The organism is Mycoplasma sp. 1573 (assembly GCF_053851775.1).
Window position 1 is genome coordinate 208,334 of record NZ_JBSQBG010000001.1, and the last position, 23,237, is coordinate 231,570.

Annotated in this window: 16 protein-coding genes; 12 read left to right on the forward strand and 4 right to left on the reverse strand. The window is 29.7% G+C overall.

Annotation, left to right across the window (positions count from 1 at the left end; translation table 4 throughout):
* Positions 1-4: 4 nt before the first annotated feature.
* Both ACWXVT_RS00840 and ACWXVT_RS00845 read right to left on the reverse strand, forming a co-directional pair.
* Positions 5-1,645, reverse strand: coding sequence for a DAK2 domain-containing protein (locus ACWXVT_RS00840; RefSeq protein WP_455967685.1), 1,641 nt, complete (start codon positions 1,643-1,645; stop codon positions 5-7).
* Positions 1,645-1,944, reverse strand: a complete 300-nt coding sequence (locus tag ACWXVT_RS00845; protein WP_438341447.1) for an Asp23/Gls24 family envelope stress response protein — start codon at positions 1,942-1,944, stop codon at positions 1,645-1,647. Before ACWXVT_RS00845 ends, ACWXVT_RS00840 begins: the two co-directional genes overlap by 1 nt.
* Before the next feature lie 142 nt (positions 1,945-2,086).
* Between ACWXVT_RS00845 and rpmB the strand changes: the two genes are divergently transcribed.
* The 10 genes from rpmB to ACWXVT_RS00895 all read left to right on the forward strand — a co-directional run bounded on the left by rpmB (position 2,087) and on the right by ACWXVT_RS00895 (position 18,550).
* A complete protein-coding gene (rpmB, locus tag ACWXVT_RS00850) occupies positions 2,087-2,281 on the forward strand; it encodes a 50S ribosomal protein L28 (RefSeq protein WP_438341446.1) in 195 nt (64 codons plus the stop codon).
* Positions 2,282-2,345: 64 nt separating this feature from the next.
* Positions 2,346-3,068: an ATP-binding cassette domain-containing protein gene (locus tag ACWXVT_RS00855; protein WP_455967686.1), complete on the forward strand. Its 723-nt coding sequence runs from the start codon at positions 2,346-2,348 to the stop codon at positions 3,066-3,068.
* Between the two features lie 135 nt (positions 3,069-3,203).
* Positions 3,204-4,187: a ribose-phosphate pyrophosphokinase gene (locus ACWXVT_RS00860; protein ID WP_455967687.1), complete on the forward strand. Its 984-nt coding sequence runs from the start codon at positions 3,204-3,206 to the stop codon at positions 4,185-4,187.
* Positions 4,150-4,854 (forward strand): 16S rRNA (guanine(527)-N(7))-methyltransferase RsmG, encoded by a 705-nt coding sequence (rsmG, locus tag ACWXVT_RS00865; protein ID WP_455967688.1) that lies wholly within the window; start codon positions 4,150-4,152, stop codon positions 4,852-4,854. The genes ACWXVT_RS00860 and rsmG overlap by 38 nt, the downstream gene beginning before the upstream one ends.
* A gap of 101 nt (positions 4,855-4,955) precedes the next feature.
* Positions 4,956-13,175, forward strand: a complete 8,220-nt coding sequence (locus ACWXVT_RS00870; protein ID WP_455967689.1) for an ABC transporter permease — start codon at positions 4,956-4,958, stop codon at positions 13,173-13,175.
* Positions 13,175-13,999 (forward strand): ABC transporter ATP-binding protein, encoded by an 825-nt coding sequence (locus ACWXVT_RS00875; protein WP_455967690.1) that lies wholly within the window; start codon positions 13,175-13,177, stop codon positions 13,997-13,999. The genes ACWXVT_RS00870 and ACWXVT_RS00875 overlap by 1 nt, the downstream gene beginning before the upstream one ends.
* A 151-nt stretch (positions 14,000-14,150) precedes the next feature.
* Entirely contained in the window at positions 14,151-16,082 is a 1,932-nt protein-coding gene (locus ACWXVT_RS00880) for a DUF262 domain-containing protein (RefSeq protein WP_455967691.1), read from the forward strand.
* A 206-nt stretch (positions 16,083-16,288) separates the two neighbouring features.
* A complete protein-coding gene (locus ACWXVT_RS00885; protein ID WP_455967692.1) occupies positions 16,289-16,426 on the forward strand; it encodes a hypothetical protein in 138 nt (45 codons plus the stop codon).
* A 56-nt stretch (positions 16,427-16,482) separates the two neighbouring features.
* Positions 16,483-18,192 (forward strand): DUF262 domain-containing protein, encoded by a 1,710-nt coding sequence (locus ACWXVT_RS00890; protein WP_455967693.1) that lies wholly within the window; start codon positions 16,483-16,485, stop codon positions 18,190-18,192.
* Entirely contained in the window at positions 18,155-18,550 is a 396-nt protein-coding gene (locus tag ACWXVT_RS00895) for a hypothetical protein (protein WP_455967694.1), read from the forward strand. The genes ACWXVT_RS00890 and ACWXVT_RS00895 overlap by 38 nt, the downstream gene beginning before the upstream one ends.
* Before the next feature lie 72 nt (positions 18,551-18,622).
* Here ACWXVT_RS00895 and ACWXVT_RS00900 read toward each other — a convergent pair whose 3' ends face one another.
* Complete coding sequence (locus ACWXVT_RS00900) at positions 18,623-19,645, reverse strand: hypothetical protein (protein WP_455967695.1); 1,023 nt, start codon at positions 19,643-19,645, stop codon at positions 18,623-18,625.
* Between the two features lie 8 nt (positions 19,646-19,653).
* Positions 19,654-21,324 carry an MAG3240 family lipoprotein gene (locus tag ACWXVT_RS00905; RefSeq protein ID WP_455967696.1) on the reverse strand — a complete coding sequence of 557 codons (1,671 nt, stop codon included), beginning with the start codon at positions 21,322-21,324 and terminating at the stop codon, positions 19,654-19,656.
* 127 nt (positions 21,325-21,451) lie between these two features.
* On the opposite strand from ACWXVT_RS00905, the gene ACWXVT_RS00910 reads away from it, so the two are divergent.
* Both ACWXVT_RS00910 and ACWXVT_RS00915 read left to right on the forward strand, forming a co-directional pair.
* On the forward strand, positions 21,452-22,462 hold the full coding sequence (locus tag ACWXVT_RS00910; protein WP_438341435.1) for a ZIP family metal transporter: 1,011 nt from the start codon (positions 21,452-21,454) through the stop codon (positions 22,460-22,462).
* Between the two features lie 2 nt (positions 22,463-22,464).
* Entirely contained in the window at positions 22,465-23,232 is a 768-nt protein-coding gene (locus ACWXVT_RS00915; protein WP_455967697.1) for a hypothetical protein, read from the forward strand.
* Positions 23,233-23,237 lie beyond the last annotated feature (5 nt).

A 23,237-nucleotide genomic window follows, 5' to 3' on the forward strand; every position in this document is an offset into this window, starting at 1 on the left:
TTTATTATTCAACACTAATGTAGTAAGGGTAAAGTGCCTGTCCACCAGCATTGATTTCAACTTCGATTTCATAATTAGTTTGAATGTAATTTTTTAATTCTTGTGCGTCAGCTTCACTTGCTTCCTGACCGTAGAAAATGTTAACAATTTCGCTATCATCATCAATCATTGAGTCAAAAAGACTAATAGCAGCTTGATTATGCGTTTTATGAGTTGAAACTACTTTGCCCTTTGAAATTGCAAGATATGAACCTTTTTTAATCTTAACACCATTCAATTTAGTGTCTTTTACAGCATAAGTAACTTCAGCGGTTTTTACTGAACGAACTGCATCTTTCATATTTTCTTCATTATCTTTAGCACTAGAATCTTCATTAAAGTTTAAGGCAGCAGCAAGTCCTTCCATTTGGTTTTTAGTTGGAATAATAACAATATTTTTCTTACCACTAATTTGCGAAGCTTGTTGTGCTGAAAGAATGATGTTTGAATTATTTGGAAGAATGAAGACAGTTTTAGCATGAATTTTTTCTATTGCTTTAAGAACATCTTGGATTGAAGGGTTGTTAGTTTGTCCTCCTTCAATTACAATGTGTGCTCCATATTCTTTGATTAAATTTGTAATACCTTCACCAGAGTTGCATGAAATTAATCCACATTTAACTTGGATTTTTTCATTATCTTCAGTTGTTTTTTTGGCTTTTTCAGCATTTTCTTTTGACTTGTTTGCTTGTTGAGTCATGTTTTCAATCTTGATTTTAATAAACTCACCCAATGATTGCACTGAATTTAAAATATTTCCAGGTTTAATTGCATGAACGTGGACTTTTAAATATGAGTCATCTTGAACGACAACAATTGAATTTCCATGTTTTTCTAATTTTTTAACCAAGTAATTTTTATCGAAACTATGTGGTTTTTGTAATTCAACAATAAATTCAGTACAGTAACCAAATTCACCATCAAAAACTTCATTGTCATTGATAAATTTATTAATGCTGTCAGTGCTTTCTTTCTCTTCAACAGGATTTCCAGATAAGTATGCTGAAATACCTTCAAAAATCTTAACTAGACCTTCTCCTCCTGAGTCAACAACTCCAACTTCTTTTAAAATTGGTAATAGTTCAGGGGTTTTATCACAACTTTGACGAGCGTATTCATAAGCTTTGCTAAAGACATTAGAAATTTCGGCCGAAGCCAAAACATTTTTAGCAAGTTGTTCGCTAGTTTCACGAATAACTGTCAAAATTGTTCCTTCAACAGGTTTTAAAACAGCTTTGTATGCTGTTTCTTTTGCTGATTTAAATGCTTGAACAACTTCTGATGCTGTGGCTTGTTTTTTATTTTTAAATTCGTTAGCAAAACCTCTAAATATTTGTGAAAGAATGACTCCCGAGTTTCCTCTAGCACCCATAAGCATATTTTGTGCAACTAAGTTAGCAACGTAACTAAGTTCTTGGCACTGACTATCATCTATTTGCATCAAGGCGTTTCGCGCTTCTTGGATTGTTGCATTCATGTTGGTTCCAGTGTCTCCATCAGGAACAGGGAAAACATTCAATGCGTCTACTTGGTTTTTATTGTTACTTAAATTGTTTGCCGCGGATATAACTGCATACTTTCAATCTTTTCCGTTAATAGTCTTCATTATTCAATACCTCTAATAAAAATATTCAAATTTTGCAAGCTCATTTTTTGTTTTTCTAATCGATAGATAATTCTTTGACTAATTTCATCCGCTAGTCCTTTTACACTAACGCTTGAAAGAATTATCAAAGCAATTTTGATGCTTACTTGATTTTCGTTAATGTTGATTTCAATTCCTTTGTCAAAATCATTTTCTAATGTAGTTGCAGGTTCATCAAAATTAAGCGACGAAAAGCCTATAACTCCTACAACTCTTGATACAATTCCAGTGATTTGTTCTTTGATGTCTACTGTTTTCATATTTGAGAATTATACCACACCTCCTTTTTTCTGTTAGGTATAACCTAACAAGCTTCCTAAAGACTCAAAAACAAAAACAAGTGCCTTTTTGTGTTAAAATAATACATATTATTCGAATAATCTATACGTAAAGGAGTTTTAAATGCCAGGAAAAGATCAATTAACCGGTAAAAAAGCTCTAAGCGGTAACAAAAGATCACACGCTCTAAACGCTACAAAAAGAAGATTTGATCTAAACTTACAAAAAGTTACTGTCTTAGAAAATGGGCAAAAGAAAACATATCGTGTTACTGCAAAAACTGCAAGAACATTGAAAAAATATGGACTTACAGCTTAATTAAAATTCATGAAATGATGTGTCGCTTAGGCGGCATTTTTTATTGCTTGTATAATTAGAAAATATGGAATTAAATAACGTGATTAAATTTATTAATTTTTCAGGATCTTATACTAGTTCAAAGTCAGCACAACTCCACAACATAAATACAGAAATTCAAAAAAGTGATTTTTTAGCAATTATTGGACCTTCAGGAGCAGGAAAAAGCACTTTTTTAAATGCTATTTTCAAAGAATTAAAGTCAGTAAGTGGAGATATAGAATTTGAAAATATTTCAATTTATAAAATGACTAAAAAGCAACGCAAAAACATGCTAAAAAATATTGCTTATTTTTCACAAGAAAATATTCTGATCGAAAATGATACTGTGCTAAAAAGTATTGCTCGTGAGTACTTTTTCAGTTTTCTGACTGCTAAAAGGTTTGATAAAATAAATTCAATTTTAAAAGAATTGAATTTAGCAGACAAAAAATATGAGCCCATTGCTAAATTGAGTGGCGGACAAAAGCAAAGACTGCAACTAGCAAAGCTATTTTTAAAGAAAAAAGATCTTTTTTTAATTGATGAACCGACAAATAATTTAGATATAAAAATGAGTGATCTTTTTGTTGAAAAATTGCAAAAATTACATAGCGAACAAAATATAACTATAGTGGCAATAATGCACGATATCAGTCTTGTTAAAAAATATTTCAAACATTATATCGCTATAAAAAATGGCACAATTTTCAGCCAGGGAAAAGTTCAATTATTATCTGAACAAGAGATTCAAAAAATCTTCGAGTAATATTTCAAAAGCAGTCATTGACTGCATTTTTTGTATCTTTTTACTTACTTTTTGTCTCTCAAGAGATTGAAAATGCAAAGCAATATATTAAAATTTAAATAGTTAAAATAAATATTAATTACTTAAGGTTCAAGAATGGAAAAAATATATAAAGATTCAATTATTTTCGGTATGGATAATTCTTGAGAATTAGCTCAAGAAATTGGACAAATTTTAAATATTGAGGTTCAAAAGCCAAAAAAAACTGTCTTTAGCGATGGCGAAAGAATGATTTCTAGTGAAATAACAGTAAGAAATTTAAACACTTACGTTATTTGTAATACTGGTTCACCAGTTAACGATAACTACATGGATATTTTGATTTTTATTGACTCGCTAAAGAGAGCAAGTGCAAAAACTATTAATGTTGTTATGACTTACTATGGCTATGCACGTCAAGATAGAAAAGTAGACGGAAGACAACCAATCAGTGCCAAGTTAATGGCCGATTTATTACAAACTGCTGGAGTCACAAAACTTATTACTGTTGACTTGCACAACTCATCGATTCAAGGTTTTTTTGATATTCCTCTAGATGATTTAAAAGGACAATTAATTTTTGCTGAAGAACTAAGAAAACGCGAGCATAAATTTACTGTTACTAGCCCTGATCATGGTGGTGCTGTTCGTGCACGTCAGTTGTCAGAAATTATTTCTCATGATGTGCAAATTGCAATTGTTGACAAAAGAAGAACTGCTCCAAATGTGAGTGAAGTAATGGGAGTTTTAGGAGATGTTAATAACAAGAATGTTGTTATCATCGATGACATTATTGATACAGGTGGAACAATCATCAAAGCAGCCCATGTTTTAAGAGAAAATGGCGCAAAACAAGTTATAGTCGCTGCTACTCACGGAATATTTTCAAAAGGTTTTGAAATGTTTGAAAATGATGATGTTATTAGCGAAGTTATCATCACTAATTCGCTAGCAACAGAACACTTAAAAAAATTCAAAAAAATCAAAATTCTTTCGCTTGGTTTCTTATTGGCTCATGTTATAAAATCAAACATTGAAAGAAAATCAATAACAGGAATTTATAATGCTTTCAAAACAGGAAACTTCGAAGATTTTTCTTAATTATTTACCCAACTTAAGCAACGATCAAATTGATAAACTTTATCAATATTATGAAATGATTGAAGAAAAAAATCAAGTTATGAATTTAACTGGTTTCACCGATGAAAGACTAGTCAAAGAAGGCTTGATTGAATCAATTTTACTGCTTGAAAAAGCTTTCGACTTATCTGAAAATAAAGTTTATACTCTTGCAGATATTGGTGCAGGAGCTGGTTTTCCTAGTGTACCTTACTTAATAGTAAATAAAGATAAAGTAAAATTGAGCGTAATCGAGCCGATGCAAAAACGATGTTTGTTTTTAAAGGAAGTATCACAGAAATTAAATCTAAATATTGAAATAATAACCAAACGTGCCGAAGACGTAAAAGACAAAAAGGAATATTTTGATTTAGTAACAGCACGCGCAGTTACAGAATTAAAGAAACTTTTAGAAATAAGCTGTCAGTTAGGAAAAATAGGTTCACAACAAGTTTTTATTAAAAGTAAAAATATTAATCAAGAACTACAAGATTCAGAAAAAATAATAAAAACACTGAAAATAAACACTGAAATCAACACTTTTTACTTTGAAAACACCCGTGAAAACAACTTGGTGAAAGTGTATAAAAAAAATTCAGCCCCTGAGTCTTATCCTCGTCCTTGAGCAGTCATTAGCAAAGAAAAATAATAATTTTAGATAGAGTTTCAAAAAACTCTATTTTTTTGCATTTTTTTGAATTTTGCTAAAATATTATTATTTATTAATAATAAACACCAAAAGAGGTAGACATGATTCGTTTGTTAAAAGAGGTTTTTAAATCACTTTCTAAGAACAAGATTACAGTCATAGGTTTGACAATTCTAATGTTTATAACTTGTGGAATTTTTACACTTCTATTTGACGTTAAAAAAAGTTATACAACTACTCTTAAAAATTTCTCACAAGTTTCTAGACAGCAAGATTTAACTGTTGACTTAGACGTTAACCCTTCAGGAACTGCTCCTAATGAAGGATATAGTCAAGTTGATGATAATGGTAATACAACCACTCAACCAGATATATATGTTCCTGAAGAAAATACAAGCTTCAATTCAGTTGAACGTAATTTAAACATCCCGACTGAATATATGAACTACTTACCACTTGAAAAATTAACTAAAAACTCAAATGATAAAGGTTCATATGTTGATACCGAAAGCTTTCAAACCTGATTTTGAAATTCTTTAAGGGGTAACAGAAATGTGGTTTTTGATTTTGAAAACAACAAAATCAAATTTTTAGATAACGAAGTTGCTAACTTATACAAAGTTGTTGATAACGAATATGTCTTGCAAAAAAGCAAAACAACAATTGATAAAAATACTCAATTCAAATTCATTAAACCTTTTAAATTAAGTGATATTGCCAAAGTAATAAACACTTCCGGTGACGACTATGTTAAAAAAGACGACTATCTAGTTAACCCTGGTGATTTATTTATTAATCCTTTTACACAAGAAGCTACTTTCGATATATCACAATATCAAACTTGAGATTTGACTGAAAATGTGCTAGTTATTAGTGGAAGCAATGTTTTAAAATCATTAGGTTTTGTTGAAAATAATGGTCGTTGATACTTTAGTAATAGTGCAAAAGATTTAAGTTTTAAAAATAAAGATGACATAACAAAAAGAGATATTAATCCTAATGCTGTGTTAAATGATACTTTCAGCTTAACAAATTATTTTTTGGACAATAATTTAAAAACTTTAGAATTCAACAAAAATGCAACGAAAACTTTTTCAAGTAATGATGAATATACAATTCCAACAGATTGAGTTCAAACAGTTGAAAAGAAGACTGAATTTATTCGTCGTAATTACAAGCTAAATTGAGACTACAACAAGCAAGAATCAAAATCAAATTGAACCGGAACATATTTAACTTACATAAGCCAAATTTACAATCAAAATAACAAGCAACTTCCTAAAGATATTAAAGAATTTAGCTATTGAGTAAAAAATATTAGTACGAGAAGATCAATAGGTAACAATCCTTTTGGTTCTTGAAACTCAGTTTTAGAAAACATTTCGCCAGAAGATACTACTATCAAACTTGCAACGAAAAATAATCATCCTACTTCTTTAACAAAAGACACAATCCGCGAAATAGAAGGCTATGACGATAACTGGACCACACTTGCTAAAAATCAGTGATTTAAGAATATTTCAGACACATCTATTTTGCAGCAAAAAAGAAACAACATAAGTTCAGGAGCAAGCAAAATTGCTCAAAACAGCATTATTGATGAGGTTATTTCTAAGGCAGGCCTAGAAAATGTTGGATTAAGAAAAACTATCACTGTCGATAATATTAATGATGAAGAAAATACAAAGACAGTTTTCCACTTTATTAATACCGGTGATCGTAACATGGTTGTGGATGGAGTTAAACAAAATGTTGGAAAAATGTTTAATGAACAATCAAATCCTTCAATTTTAAACTCATCAATTAATCCTCAAAATTTAGATGAATACTTATTGGTAAAAGATGAATCTAAAAAAGATAGAATTTACAAATTACCTTCAATTTATGCATCTTCAATCATCACATACATTTATCGTGGATATACTCCAGATCCCGCTTATTTAGATGTTAATGTGTTGTTTGAAAATTACACTGACTACTATCCAGAAACTAAAATTCCTTATCAAAGAGCAGCAAAGATAGTGACACTGACTTCGGAAAAAACAAACACTATTAATGTGCAATACGGAATTACAAAAGCACCTTCAAAAAGTGGTGCAACAAAATACATTATTCTGGAACTAAAAAATGTAAATGGTCAAGAGATTTGACAAAAAGCACTATTTTCAAACCAGTCTTCTGAATTAACCATTGAACAGTTAAGTGATTTTTTAATTAAGAACAATTTAACAATTAATGCAAAAATTGGTGACAATGGTTGAGCAAAAATTGACAGTGTTTATAAAAACTCAACATCTTTACCGTTACTAGTTGGGTCAGTTGACTCAAACGCTGTTGAAGATATTACTCAAAATAACTCAATTGGAGTTTTAATTAAACAAATTAAAGATGCTGTTTTATCTACTCAGTTATCAAAAATAATTACTGAGAATCAATTAGATAGAATTCTTTACTCAGGACAACTGGCTGTAGAAAAAAATAAATTTCACAACCTTCTTGCCACAGGGAAAACTAACGACCAAATTGTGCAACTTGTTATTTTTGACTGACTATATAATTTAACTCAGCCACTGAATATTGATGGTGTGACTGTTGCAAATACTAATGGAAATGCCTTCATTTATTCAATCTTTAACAATATTATTAATTACATTCGTTCTGAGTATCAAAAACAAGCCACGGACGAACAGAAAAGACAATATTTGAGTGACCAATTGAACTCAATTGAGTCTTTAATCAGTAGTTTTACCGGCGCAACTAACGGATTGTTAGGCAACATTATTCCGAACTTTAGACTTGGAGACTTGACTTGATACATTAAAGATTTTGAAGCGCTGTTAAGCAGTGTTAGTCAATTGATTAGCTCACTAGACTTTATTAAGTTTTCAACCTTAGTTCACAATTGATATCAACAACATCCATACAAAATTTATTCAAACCCTAATTCTGAATACTGAATCCTTTCAAATGAAGAAAAATTAAACTTCTTGCTACAAAGTTTTGATGAATTAAAGCTAAAAACAGCACTGAAATCTTTGGTTTCACAGATAAATTTCAACGCATTGTTAAATCCGTCACAACCGCATAGTATTTATCAACTAATTGTCAAAAGTTATGTAGATGCAGACAAAGAATTGAGTACCGCAAACAGAAACTCGATTAAAACACTGTTTGAAAAATTTAATGCTTACAAAGACGGCTCAAAAGAACCTTATAGCAATGTTGCTGAAGGTTTAAACGAATTAATTGATTTATTTTCACTGAAAAACCTAACTCAATCATTCAATTATTTCTTAGCAAAAAACCTACACAAAATTGAATTGGTAATTGGTTCAATCAGTTTCAAAAATAATTACACAAGAACGATTAAACAAAACGAGTTTTTAGCCTCTGTCATTGCTTCAATTAGTCAAGTGTCAGAACAGTCAAATACTAAATCAGTCAATAAATTCAAACAATTTAAAGAAGCACTAACAACAATTTTCAACTTATCAAGCGCAACCTACAAACCTATTGACTTAATCGGTTTACAGCTTCCTGCCGAAGATAAAAATAAAATATCAATTACTGATGTAGGACTATTTAGTCTATTAGGTTTTGCCAAAAAAGATTCAAAAACTAGTTATGTTGACAATTCTATAGGTGCTTACGATTTAGACAAAATGTCAGCATTAAGAAATAAAATCGCACAAGGAAATAGTGACTTAACAATCGAAGAAACTAATTTCTTGTCTTCAGTCGTACAAGTTTCAAGTGCCGATTTTAATGATTTAGCTAAAGTAGTAGTTAAACTTGATAACTATATTAATCTTGTTAAAAAACTAAAATTACAAAACTACAGCTTAACAAGCAATCAAGTTAATTTAACATTTAAAGACGACGTAACCAAACAAGTTAAATCTTTTGGAGACTTAGCTTATCGTTCAGCTTTATTAAACCCACAAGATCCAGTCTATGACGGTTACTTTAAGCTTCTTTACAACAACATTAGTCCGCTTTTAAAACAATTTATGGCTAATGACACAAACGGAACAATCAATCAGGAATTAGTACTGTTTTCACCATGAATTAGTTTGGCCTACCAATTAAGGAATTCAAGATCTGAAATTTCATTAACTGATGTACAAAAAATTCTTTTAAACTTATTTGAATTTGCACAAAGCCAGGACGTAAAAAATATAGTTCTAAACTATGGTGCGGTTGCTAACCCTATTCCTTCATTTGGTTCAATATTAGGAGCGGATGAAAACAATAATGCAACTAAACTAAAAATCAGCTATGGATTAAGTGACAATCTTGCCACAACTCAACAAGTAATTAATGCAAACATAATTGATAAATTTATTGCACAATTACCAGTTAATTTGCAAACTAATAATCAAATTATCAAACAAGTATTAAGTGATAACATTTATCAACTAGTTCAACAATTTAGCTTGATTAATTCTGCAACTATTTTCCCTACATTCTTTGTTCAAAGTCAAAAAGAGTTTCTAAATAGTTTTATAAAATCAAATGCTTCTACATTAGAACCTTTAGTTGTTAGCGATTATGAATTAGACATTCTTTATCGCGATATGTTGGCTGCTACAAAATTATCAAAAACAGTAAGCATTTTTGGTCTAAACAGTGCAATTTTAAACCCTTACATTGCTCTAAGTTTTCCACAAATTTTACTATGATCAGCTATTACTGAAAAGACTAATGTCGGAAATCTAAAATACATCTTGGATAATTTACCAAACACAATTGAAACAATGAGTCTTGATCAGCTTGCTAAGATGCTTGAACCTTTATACTTTGCTCCGCTTGATAAAAATGCCGGAACAAATGAATCTGAAGGAGATAAAAACATTGAACTTGACGTTTCATACTTAAACTGAATAAGCGCCAAAATTAGTAGTTTTAATAACAATAATCCAGTTATTTTTGGCCTTAATATTAATGACATTTTCCGTCATGTTTTCTACTCAGCCACAGGAAATATTGTTATTAATAACTTAATTGTTTACTCAGATTCTGCTTCATATTTAGCAAAAGTTAATAATGCTTTCTTAACAAAAAATAACAAGGAAGTATACAAAGGCGATCTAAGTAAATACTTATCTAATCCATTTTTAATGGCTCAGTTTGTCTCACAACTAGATCCAAAATACAAGATTGTAATTAACTCGCTTGAATACGTAATTATTGGTGATGATATTTCTGCTGACTACTTGTACCCAGTAATTAACGAAGAAAACTTACAAGTCGACACTAAGAAGCAAGCTCTAGTTTATGTTAATGAAGATGGATTTGACCGGGTAGTTAGTGCCTATCCTACATTTGCTATTAAAAAATATTTACTAGTTGATACAAATGGTGATAAGAAAAAAGCGGCTACTCTAAAATCAGAATTCAATAATTTCATTCGTTCTATTTCAACAAATATTTCTGACAAATCATACCTAGCAGAAGAGCTAGATCCTTTAAACCCTGAACGTAGTATAAGAATTAAATTGATTAATTCAATCATTACTGCTATTGGCGCTGTGCAAACGTTCTCTATTATGATTTTGATCATATTAGTAGCAATCAGTGTTTATTTCATTATTAGACGCTATATTAATGTTAGAAACAAAGTTATTGGTATTTTAAGAAGTCAAGGATACCGCTCAAGAGAGATTGCTTTTGCCTTTTCGAGCTTCTGTTGATTGAGTACATTTATTGGTGGATTATCAGGTTACATAGTAGGTCACTTTGCTCAACCTGCAGCCTTTAGAGTATTCTCTTCATACTGAACCTTACAAACTACAATCATTGGTTTCAACTGATGAACTTTATTGGTTACAATAGCAATTCCTATCATCACAACATCAGCACTAATCTTCTTAATTACATACTTATCAATGAGAATTAAACCGATTGAAATGATGTCTGGATTGAGTGATTTACAAATTGGTCCAATCGCTCAAAGAATTGCGGTTTCATTCAGAAAATTACCGCTTAAATCACGTTTTGTGGCAATGTTAACACTAAATAACTTCTGAAAATTATTCTCATTATTTATTTCATTTGCAATTACTGCCTTGATAACGATGTTCAGTCTTTCAAGCTTTAACGTCTTTCCTAAATCAATTAATAGAACATATCAAAACCGTAGTTACACCTACAAAATGGACTTAGAAACACCAACAACTGAAGGTGGACCTTATGCTCTATATAACAAGAATGATTTGGAAGACCTATTATACATGCCAGATGATTTGAGCGCTAGTGCTTCTTCGACTGAAAAGAATCAAAATGATTACAACTCTCCTTACTTCTTTAAACCTGGATACACATTTAACACTGACGTTGTAAACAAACCTTTTGCTCCTTCAGTGCTAACTAAATCAAGTTTAGACATTGCTTTAGACACTTCAGTAGAATTATCACCTTGAGACATTGTTTATGCTTCATTGCCAGAAACTCAAAAAGCAAGAGTTGTACAAATCTTTAAAAAAGCTTCAAGTGATATGATGTTGACTCAATTTATTTGAAATGCAAACACTAAGAAGAGAATCACTGATGTTGACGAATTCTACAAAACATATGATATGTATGGTGAAAACGGAATTTACGCAACTGCTACAGAAAATAATAATGCGCCAAAAGTTTCTTGATTCTTGTATCAAAGAGCAAACCAAGATTTATCTTCAAACTCAAATGAAATTGGTAAATTCGTCTTCATTGAATATGACAAAGAAATAGAAACTTACAAAAAGGCAATTATTATCAAAACGGACAAGGTTAGAGTTTTATACCGTGACTTTTTACTAAATGCAAGTAGAAATGGTAAATATACCGACTTCTTTATGTCGTTTGGCGGAGTATTATGAAACGATAATACTAATGAAAAATACTCTTACGCTAAAACAATATTTAGAAATCAAAATATCAATGTATATGGATACAAAGATGATTCTAAATTCGTTACTTTAGAAAATCAAAAAGGTAAAAATCTTTTATCACTAATTAATACTGATTTTGATTTCAACGTAAGTGATGAAGAATTTAGCAAAAATACTCTACCAATCATCATTAACAACTTATCTGCAAATAAATACAACTTGAGTATAGGTTCAGTCATTGAAATGCAAGTTACAAACAATATTAATCGTTTTGTTAGTCAAATAGTGCATTCTCCAGTTGTAACTAAATATCATTTCAGAGTAGTAGGAATTAACAACACTTACATCAACAATGAATTCATTACATCGAAAAAAATTGTTGACAAAATTACTGGTTTAGACAAATTAAGTACTGCTTTCCAAAATGCTATAATGAGTGAATTAAATGCTCTTGAGGCTCGTGCTAGTGATGAACAAACTAAACAAAATTACAGAAAATGATATATGGATCATTATGAAGCATTCAATGGTATTTTGTCAAGTGATCCTATGCCATATCAAACAACATCTTCATTAACTACTTATTCTTCAAGTGGTTATTGGGGAGCAATACAGACTTATAATGCCAATACAGCTGGTGATAAGTCAGTTACTTCATTCTTCAAAAAGCTGTTTGTTGGATATCAAAATGCAGACGGACAAACTACAATAAAACCTATGTTCCAAGCAACTATTGAGTCATACAATGCAATCAATAATGCAAATGAAGATTGACAACAATTGCTTGCTCAGTTCTTGAATGTTGATGAAAAAGAAGTAAAAGACATAAACTATAACGGAAAAAACAACTACCATACTTGGGGAGATGAAACCTTAGAATCAAAACCTATTGCTAACCCTGCTTTCCGTAAGAATATGATTGACGCAATCAACAAGTTCTATGCTGCTGAAAATTCAATCTATGGAAAAGACATTCTATATGCAGCTTCAAATAATGTAAACTCAAAAGACATTGAGGCAGGATTTATCGAAGAGATTTCAAAAACTATAACAAGTATCACTGTTGCCTTTGTTGTTATAAGTTTCATTGTGTCAATAGTTATCTTGATTATGATTACTAACTCAATGGTTTCAGCAAACGAAAGAAACATTGCAACATTTTCAATCTTAGGTTATACATCAAAAGAAAAAATTTATCTTTTCTTCTTCAATTACATACCTGTTATCTTGATTGCTTCACTATTAATGATTCCAGTCACACTGGCCTTAATCGCTGGTTTCCAGGCCTTCTTGATTGCCACGAGTCAAATGGTACTGCCACTGACACTTTACTACTCAACTATTCTCTTAAGTATTATTCTTGCACTGGTTGTTTTTGCAGTCACATCAATCTTTGCTTGAATTGGATTAAACAAAATTAAACCTATTTATCTATTGAAAGGAAAATAATGTTTGGGCACAAAAGTAAGAAAAATAAAACTGATAACGAAAATCAAGTCTCAAAACAAGAATTACGCAAAATTATCAAAGCTAACAATACGCCACGTTCAAAAGATAAGTTTAAAGACGAAAAAAACACTGATGATAACATTGTTGAAGTAAGAAATGTGCGTAAATCATATGTGTCAGGAACAAACGTTACAGAAGTCTTAAAAGGTGTAAGTTTCGAAATTAAAAGGGGAGAAATTACAGTTCTTTTTGGTAAATCAGGTTCTGGGAAAAGTACCTTACTTAATTTAATAAGTGCTTTAGATAGACCGACAGAAGGACAAATAATTGTTAATAATGTAACTCTTCCTTATCTTTCTGATGCTAAACAGACTTTATTTCGTCGTAAAAACATTTCGTTCATTTTCCAAGACTATAACTTATTACAAAATTTAAATTCATACGATAACGTTGAAACAGGAGCTCATTTACAAACTGATAAAAGCAAAAGAATGGATATTAAGCAATTATTTGTAGATTTCGATCTAGAAAATTGTATGTACAAATATCCTTCGCAAATGTCGGGAGGACAACAACAACGGGTATCAATTCTTAGAGCTTTAGCAAAAAACTCAGAAATAATAGTAGCTGATGAACCTACAGGAGCTTTGGATGAAAAAACTTCTTTGGTTGTCCAAGGTATTTTAACTAACATCAATAAAAAATATAATTCAACCATAATTATTGTTAGTCACGACCCGGATATAGCAAAAATGGCTCACAAAGTTATTTATTTAGAAAACGGTTTAATTAAAAAAATTGACATTAAAAACCCAGGAGAATAGTCAGAAGCTAAGGTATATTAATACCTTAGTTTTTCTTTATTTTTTCAATAAAAACGAGTGGGATTTATTGTGTTTTTTTGAGTAAAAAATACCAAAAAATCACTCGAAACGAGTACTTTTTATGAAATGTTAAACCTGCTATAATATCAGTATGATCGATAGTTATAACGCAAATGAAACAGTAATTATACTTCAGACTCTTGGACAAATTCTTTATCCTAAAGAAATAAAAGGCTTTGAAAGATTTATAATCCCACGTTATCAAAGAAGATATTGTTGAACTAAGACGCAGTGAGAATCCTTAATTCTAGACATATTTAATAATAAAAATTTATTTTTAGGAATTTTAATATTTCAAAAAATATTTAAAGAAAAAACTTTCGAACTGAGTTATGTTTTAATCGACGGTCAGCAAAGAATAACAACATTATGATTATTGTGGCAAGCTCTTTTGAGATACGAACCAAAGCAACCAAAAAGCGAAAACCGGATAAAAATTGACAAAAGCATGCTTGAATCAAGAAAAATTCGTTCAATAGATTTTGTTAGTAAGTTGGACTCAGTTTTATTCGAGAAACTAGAAGAATTATTTGATGAACAAGAAAGTAAACAAAATATCAAAAAAACAGAAGAAAACCTTTTTTACAAAAATTTCGTTAGCTTAAAAACATACTTAAGTGATTTTTTGGATACTCAAGAGAAATTTGATCTTTTTGTTGATAATTTACTTAATGCAAAATTTGCTACATGGTCAGTTGGTGATGAAGAAGATGTGCACAAAATTTATTCAACTATCAACACAAGTGGAGTGAAATTAAAATCAATTGATTTGGTCAAAAATTTTCTTGTGACATTAATTAAAGACCTTGAAAAAGCAGATAGTTTATTCTTGGATTACTGACCTTGTTGAGAAGAACAAAAAATAGATTTGACTAAAGTTATAAGAACTTTTGTTTCGTACGAAAAACAAAGCGTAATTAATGAGTCAGAAATTTACAAAAATTTTAAAGACTGAGCAAATGATGTTGTTGGAAATGAACCTTCAAATGCAGAAAAAGTTTGAAATGAAGTAGATCGTTTTCACAAAAAAATGATGAATCTTTACTCGAATAGTTTAAGTAACGATAAGCTCATTAAAGAAGAACTTGATACTTATTTAAAATTACCCGGAACAAGTGCTGATAGTTTTCTTATCGAGCTTTTAGGTTCAAAAGTTGAAAATAAAAATCGGTCTTCAGAAATAAATATTATTAAGTGAACTAATTCATTTATAGCAAGGGCAATAATTAAAAACATTAGTATTTCAGTTATCAATTGAGCTTTTGTAAGCCTATATCAAAAGGTAGAGAACCACAACAAGCAAAATAATTTCCCAACATTTTATGATGCTTTTAAAGATTATTTGAAATTACACCCATTTGAAAATGTACAACTTGCTAGTGATGAAGAAATAAGAACAAGTTTTAGAGATGATAATTTTTACTCAAGAGACATAAAAAAGAGCTTGGTAAAATCATTTCTTTATTTATGAGAAAAAGCTAAATCAAAAGAAATTGCAGAGCTTTCAAGCAATTTATCAATTGAGCATATAGCACCACAAAATGCAAAAGGTAGCAATTGAATTGATCTTTTTGGTTCAAACGATGTGTATTCATCATATTTACACAAAATTGGAAATTTGACATTGACAGGACATAATACAGAATTAGGTAATCTAGATTTTGAGTCTAAAAAAGCTATACTTAAAAATCGAGAAAAAACTAAATTCTTGTTAATAAATGAGTACGTAATTAAGTGTGACACTTGATCAAAAGATCAAATTAATGAAAGGTCGCAAATAATGGCAACTAAATTCATTGAAATGTTTCCATATCAAAACATTGGTTTCTCAGCCCAGAACGAAAACATTCCAGAATATAAAAACTTGTTATCAAATGATGATGTGAATACACAAAGTAAAGACATTTTCCTAAATTCAATTACTGCTGATAGCAGTGTTTTGAATGAAAGCAATAACATCGATAAAACGCATATTTACATTAGATTTAATGATGTGCCTAAAAAGGTTCTTTCACAAAAATAACATATTCTCAAATTGCCTTCAATGATTCTAAAATTTGAAGAGATGATAGACAATACTCTAGCACTCGTACTTTTTACAAAGACATAGTCAAAAAAATATATGAAAATTACCCAGAAACCTTACACAAATTAGCGGAAAAAAGTACAACACGGAGATACAGGAACACTCGCAATTTACATGAGTTTAAACATAATAGATATTATCGTTTGAGTGATGATTTCATTGTCGATCAAGACTTAAGGCAAATTGATCAACTCCATGTTATTAGTGACATCTTGAAAGCATGCGGTGCAGATCTTGTTAATTCTTATGTAAAAGTAGAAACTAAAGATAAAGGTGAGTAAAGCTCACTTTTATTTTGCACAAATTTGACAACGTTGAGTATTGCTATAATTTAGATATGAGTAAAAATAAGAATTTAAATACATTCAAACGCTCAGTCAAAGATATGCTAGATAAAGAAAATAAGCTAGAACTTGTAATTCCTAGCTATCAAAGAGACTATTGTTGAAATAAAAAGAATTGTCGACAATTAGTTATTGATATAAAAACAAATAGAAATCTTTTCATTGGTATCACTATTGAGCAAAGCATGTCCGTTTATGATAGAGTATCGCAAAAAATAATAATTGACGGACAGCAAAGAATCATTACTTTATTTCTTATTTTTTTGGCACTCAAAAAGATAAGCAAATCATATAACTGCGACATCAGTGGTCTTGAGTGGTATAAAGAAATAAAGTTTGATAACTATTTAGAAACTCCTAAACTCGCAAGCTGTGACAAAAAGACTCAGTCTGGTAACTATAATCAGTTTGCTCAAAATTATGAGAGTATTCTCTTTCTCTTGAAAAACTCGATATCAAGCAAAAAAGAATTTGAAGAATTTTTAGATAACTTTTTCAATGTTTATTTCATTGTTTGAAATGTAGATGATATTGACCAAGTACACAGAATTTATGAAACCATCAATACCCGTGGAGTTAATTTAACAAACGTTGATTTAATTAAAAATTATCTTTTCATGAATAAGAGTTATGACGATGAAAAATTCAGAAAATATTGATTAGAGTGAGCTAAATGCCCAGTTGGAATTGATAAATTATTAAAAAACTTTTTAACTTATGTCGACGACAGAATTTATTCCGAACATGAAGTATATGAAGCGTTTCAAAAATGAAATGCCAGAACATATGAAAAAACGAGAAGCATTGATTCTGTTTTGCAACAAATTAGTGAATTTCAAGATTTATATCAAGATTTGATTGATCAACAAAGAATAAACTCAAAAGAAATTAGACAAAAAATTGAGATGTATAAAACACTGCCAGGAAGTTATGCAGATGTTTTCATTCTAAAAATATTAAAACAACATAACTTACATCCTGAAGCATTACCAGAAAATGAAGTAATTGATATCTTAAATTGAACCATATCAATAATAGCAAGAAATATCTTGATAAAAACAAGCGCTTCAAAGATTAGAATTTCTTTTGCCAGTTTATTTAAAAAGATTGAAAACACTAAAAATTTACACTCATATTTGAACTTTTTCCAAACATTATTAAAAGAAACAAATGATATTAGTTTTTCACTTTCAATGCCATCAAATGACAAAATACAAGTGATTTTTAGAGAGGAAGATTTTTATAATAATCAATCATTAAAAAAATGAGCTAGAGGATTTTTATTCTTTTTAGAAAATAGAAACAAAAAGGAAAAAATTGAGGATTCAGACAAAATTTGAATTGAACACATAATGCCCCAAAGACTATCAAAAGCATGAATTAAATCGTTATCAGAAAGTGACGTGAAGAATCACAATTTTATAATGGATAGAATTGGAAATCTTACCTTGACTGGTTACAATCAACAAATGAGCAATAAGCCTTTTCAAGAAAAACAAGTTATTTTAAGAGATAAGAACCTATCGAAGTTTTACACCATACATGAATCTGTTATAAACGCTAAGGAATGAAATAGTAGCATGATTGAGAAGAGATGCTTATGACTTTATGACAATTTCATTGGCATTTTTGAATATATAACAATTACAAATTTATTAGTGCAAAATGAAGAACAACAAAAAGAAATCTCTTTTTACACTTAAAAAACCTATTGATTGTAGCAGAAAAAAACCTATTTCGTATCTAATTCCTTTATCAAATAATCGAGTATTGAAAAGTAATGAGTTTACTAAAAATTGAACAAAATTGTTTGAATTCTTAGCTAAGGAACTATATAATTTGTATCCAAATGAATTGGAAACATTTGCAGCCGATGATGATGTAAAGAATTTCGCAAACCAAACAAATGCAACTTATGCAGCGGGAACTAAGTGACATAAAATAAGTGATAAGTTTTGAATTAATACACATTCTGACACAAACAATAAAATAATAAGACTTTCAAATCTTTTAAATGTTTGTGGAGTTGACTTGGACAAATGCATTATAAAAGTCAAGTAGTGGCTTGGTATAACAACTGAATATAAGTTTCTCGATAAAAAACAAAAAACTCAGTCCTTGGACTGAGTAATTTTATATTTTTGCCAAAAGTTCATTAATTTTTTGTCAGTGGTCTGAGTTTAAAAAATCATTCTTGATATTTTGAATATCTTTTTGAAAGTCTTCGTGTGAAATGTTGTTAATGTCATTGATTTTAGATTCTAGGTCCTGAAGTTGAGCTTCAATTGTTTGAACTTTTACTAGTACTTCTTTATGTTCGCCCAGTTTGTTTTTTACTTCTTCTAACAGCGAATTAATATCTAACTTCATTTTTGCAATAACGTTATCTTTTGCTATGTCATTTTTAAATCTTGCTATTCAGTAAATATTTTCAATACTTAAGTTTACATAAGCGTGTGTATGGAATTTGTTTATATTTGATGAGTTATTTACAAAATTATCTAAATCTCCAAGAGTATTAAGTTTATTTGCATCAAATATATTAGTTTTTACGTATTCATTTATTCGTTTTAGAGATTCTTCGCTTGATGAGTATCCGCTTGTATCTTGTTTGTTTTGTTGTGCTGTAAATAGAAGCCTTAGATTCAATAGTGCTTGTGATAATTCATTGTTTTGCTTAAACGAACTTTGATTAATAAGTAAGCTATTTATTTTATCTTCAGTCAATACTAGCGTGCTTTGAGATTCTTGATTTACGTAGTACATTTTTGAAAACATTTCACTTGATTTAATTTCAGCAAGTTTTGTACCATTATCAGAAAGATTAACTCTTAGAAAATATTTTCTTTTAACATTGTCTGCTTTTTGAATTAAATCTGAATCGGAACCTTTTACAGTCAATTGGAGATCATCAATGCTTCTACTTAACGAATCGAATGAGTCTACAAACTTTTGTGTAAGAGTGCGATATTTTGTATTTATTTGACTGATTTTTGTTAAATCTTCACTCAACAAGCGATAATTTTCAGTCAATTGATTTACTATTTCTGTTTTATCTTCCTTTGAATTTTCATTGTCACAACTCATTGCTAAAACAGGTATAAATGCAGCAAGGGGAACTAAAGAAAATAGTGTTAAAAATTTCTTTATTTTCATCTTAACTCCTAATTAATTTCTTTTTTTAAAAGGACGATTCCATTTTTATCAACAAATTGAACTACTAGTTTATAGTCTCTATTGTTTTCTTCAAAACTCTTAACTTTTAAATGATTTACTCCAGTATGAATGTCACCTTTTTGAGTTCCTATTGCATACTGTAAAGAGATTATGTTTAGTCAAGTTTCGACAATTTTAGTTTCGTCATCTCAACTTAAGTCATTTATGTTTTGTTTCATTGTGTGCGCTTGTTGTACGCTATAGATTGCGATAGCCTTAAATAAAGAGCTATTTGCAAAATCCACAACACTTATTCCTTCAAAGTCAGGAACTTTAGCGATATTTTGCAAATCATATTCATACAAGTCTGTGCTATCCACAAGCTCAAGATCTGGGGTGTATTGTTTTAACTCTTGAAGAGTTTTTAGATTTTTGATTAAACCTTTCATTTTGTGACCATGATCGTCAAATGCACTGCTTAATCATCAATAATAAACTTTTGAACCATCTAATTTTGTTACTTCGATTTTAATTTTAAGAATTTGGTCAGTGTTATAGTAACTTGTCAATTCACTAGAAACAAAGCGATAAGATTTATCTTCATTTTTTTTGTATTCAGGAACGGGAATATTAATGAAATGATCGCCTCAATTGTTTAATCAATAATTAAATGAACGAGCACTGAAAAATTCTAAACTATCAATAGATTTTACAATGTAATTAATGTCATAAAAACCAAAAATGTTTTTGTTAAATGTTAGCAAAGGATTGACTAAATATTCATTAAATAAATTATCCATGGAATCATCTAAATCTTGTCCTACCCCAAATATTGCATCAGTTTTGTAGTCTCTAAATGTTGGAATGTAAAATACTTTTTTAGTATTTTCGTCTCTTAATATATTTTTACCATTTGTGTCGTAAACCTTTGAAATACTGAAGCTTACTAATTGATCTTCAGTGTTTTTTCAGTCAATTTCGATATCCTTAATGTCAAGATAGAAAAAATTCAAGTAAGCAAGTAAAACGGTTTTGAAAAACTGTTTTTGTAATTCTTGTTTTATTCAAGCTTGCGATCTAATTCAAGAAAACTTATAAAAGATGCCACTCATAAATTGTTTTGACAGCACGCTATTAAAATATGAATTTGAATTAAGATCACCTATGATTTTCAAAATTATTGTTTGGATATCAGCAAAAACTTCAAGATTTTCACTATTATAGTAAGTATTGTATTTGATAGGCAAAATAATTTTTAGTCATGACTCGTAATTAGTAACATTTTTTACATCTTCTTTGTTGTATTGAGTAAAAAAGTTATTAATATCCATATAGCTTGAAGGTTGTTTTTGTTTTGTTATGTATGCCTCGTTAACAACTTTTATTTCATTACCATCGGCATCACTAATACTCTTTTTTCTTGTTTGCTGAACATTGTAAGAACGATTAAGCAACAAGTTATCAGTTTTGTTGTCATGTAAGAAAGGTTTATAGTTGTTAAAGATCTTGACTTGTTTGTCATTGAAATTTTTCAAAAATTCTTGGCTCACAACTTTTGAGTCAAAATCTGAAGCTCTAAAATCTTGCTTCAAACCCTTAATAATTACAAAAGTTGACACACTTGCTAGAACAGTGGTGGTCAGTAAAGCGGCAATAAATCATTTTTTGGATTTTGTCATGTTATTTTTCCTATATAATTAAACAATATCTTAAATTTTACAAAATAAAAAGTACATTGGTTATAAAAAATTAGGAAATTTTCAGACTGTATTTGACAAAAAAAATATAAGGAAAGGTAAATAAAAAATGTTTTTTACACAGTCAACATTCAACAATAATTATGGTTTAACAATTTTTGTTAACCTTCTTCTTTACATTTTGATATTGCTATTAGGACCAATGATTATTTCATTTTTAGTTGGACTAGTCAAAAAAAATGTAAAAAGCTCTAAGATGATTTATTTATATGCATTTAGCGCCGGAATGTTTTTAATGATAGGGGCACTAGGATTTATGAAAGAATCATCAACAGGATTAGAAACTTGATTTCACTCGAGCGATCAAGGAAAAAGTCTAACCGGGGGCAGTTCAGCAAAAGAACAACTTTACATGGCTTTAATTATGGGAATAAGTTCATTTGTCGGTTTGGGTCTAGTAATAGGCTGAAGATTTGCTATGGTTAAATTAAGCAAAGAGGAAGTTCATAAATCACACACTGATCACAACCACTCAGATCACTTTATTTCTTTAACTGATATAGACAACCCAAGAGCAGCTTGAGTAGCAATTTTCATGCTATTGAGCCACAGAATTATCGACGGTATAGTTTTAGGATATAGTGTTTTTCAATTCACTAGTGACGACTATACCAACCCAAACATATCATTGATAGTTACTTTTAATATTCACATTTTAATTGAATCTCTAATTATTTATTACAGACAGTTGCAATATGGACAGACTCGTTGAAAAGCACTTTTGTACAATTTCTACACAATGTTATTAATCATTCCAGTGATGTTTATTGGTGCTTATAGTGGTCCTTTATTTCTAAAATCTGGTTGATTATTACCAGCATTACAAACTCTAGCTGGAGCAGTAATTGTTTTTACTTCAGTCTTTGAACTAATTCCTGAATTTATTCACGCACGCAATGACAAACCCAAAGTTGTGTACCTAACATTTATTTCGTTTAGTTTAAGTATTGTTTTTTCAATCATTTTATTATCATTCCACACTCACAATGGTTCAGTGTCATTGCAAGGCGGTGATATCATTTACGAACAAGCAAAAAATCTTAAATACATAATGGTGTAAGTATGAGAAAAAGTCTTAAATTTATTTTCGGTTCGTTAGTTTTAACAGCATTTCTTGCAACACCAATGATTGTTACTTCTTGTGATAACAAAACAAATGACTTAAATGTTTCACAATTAGAAGAAGTTTTCAAAGGTTTTAAAATTGAAGTTAATAGTACCAACAATCTTTCTTTTGAAGAATTTCGTTCGTTGTTTGAAAAAACATATAAAAAAGTAAACAAAGATATTAAAAAAGTATTTAAAGATGAAGAAATTGCAAAATCAGTCAATGTAACATTGTTCAATGTTAATAAACTTTCATCAGGACACACAATAGAAATAAATCCAGTATTCAATAACAGCACAAAGCAATTTAAATTAAGAGTCAAAATTATTCACACTGCCGGAGAGTATGTAGAAGGACAAAAAGACATAACACAGGTAGGTTCTTTTGTTAAAAAAGGCTTGAGTGAAGAAGAAAGAAGCCAAGCTATCCAGTCATTCAAAAATGACTCAAAAACACTGCTTTTTACACTCAAAGAAGACTCAAAATACCAAGATTTCATTGACTCAATTGATACTAAAAATGTTTTTAGTTCACTATTGAAACAAAGTGTTATTTCTTTTAAACCACAAACAAATTCATATGACAAAAATATTTACTCAACATCATACAATCTTCAAACTGATGATGAAAGCAAGACAGCAACATTGTTAGTAGAACTTAAACAAAAAGAAGGTTCAGTTGTTTTATATTCTTATTTGAAAAAGATTGAGTTCAAAAAATAGAAAGC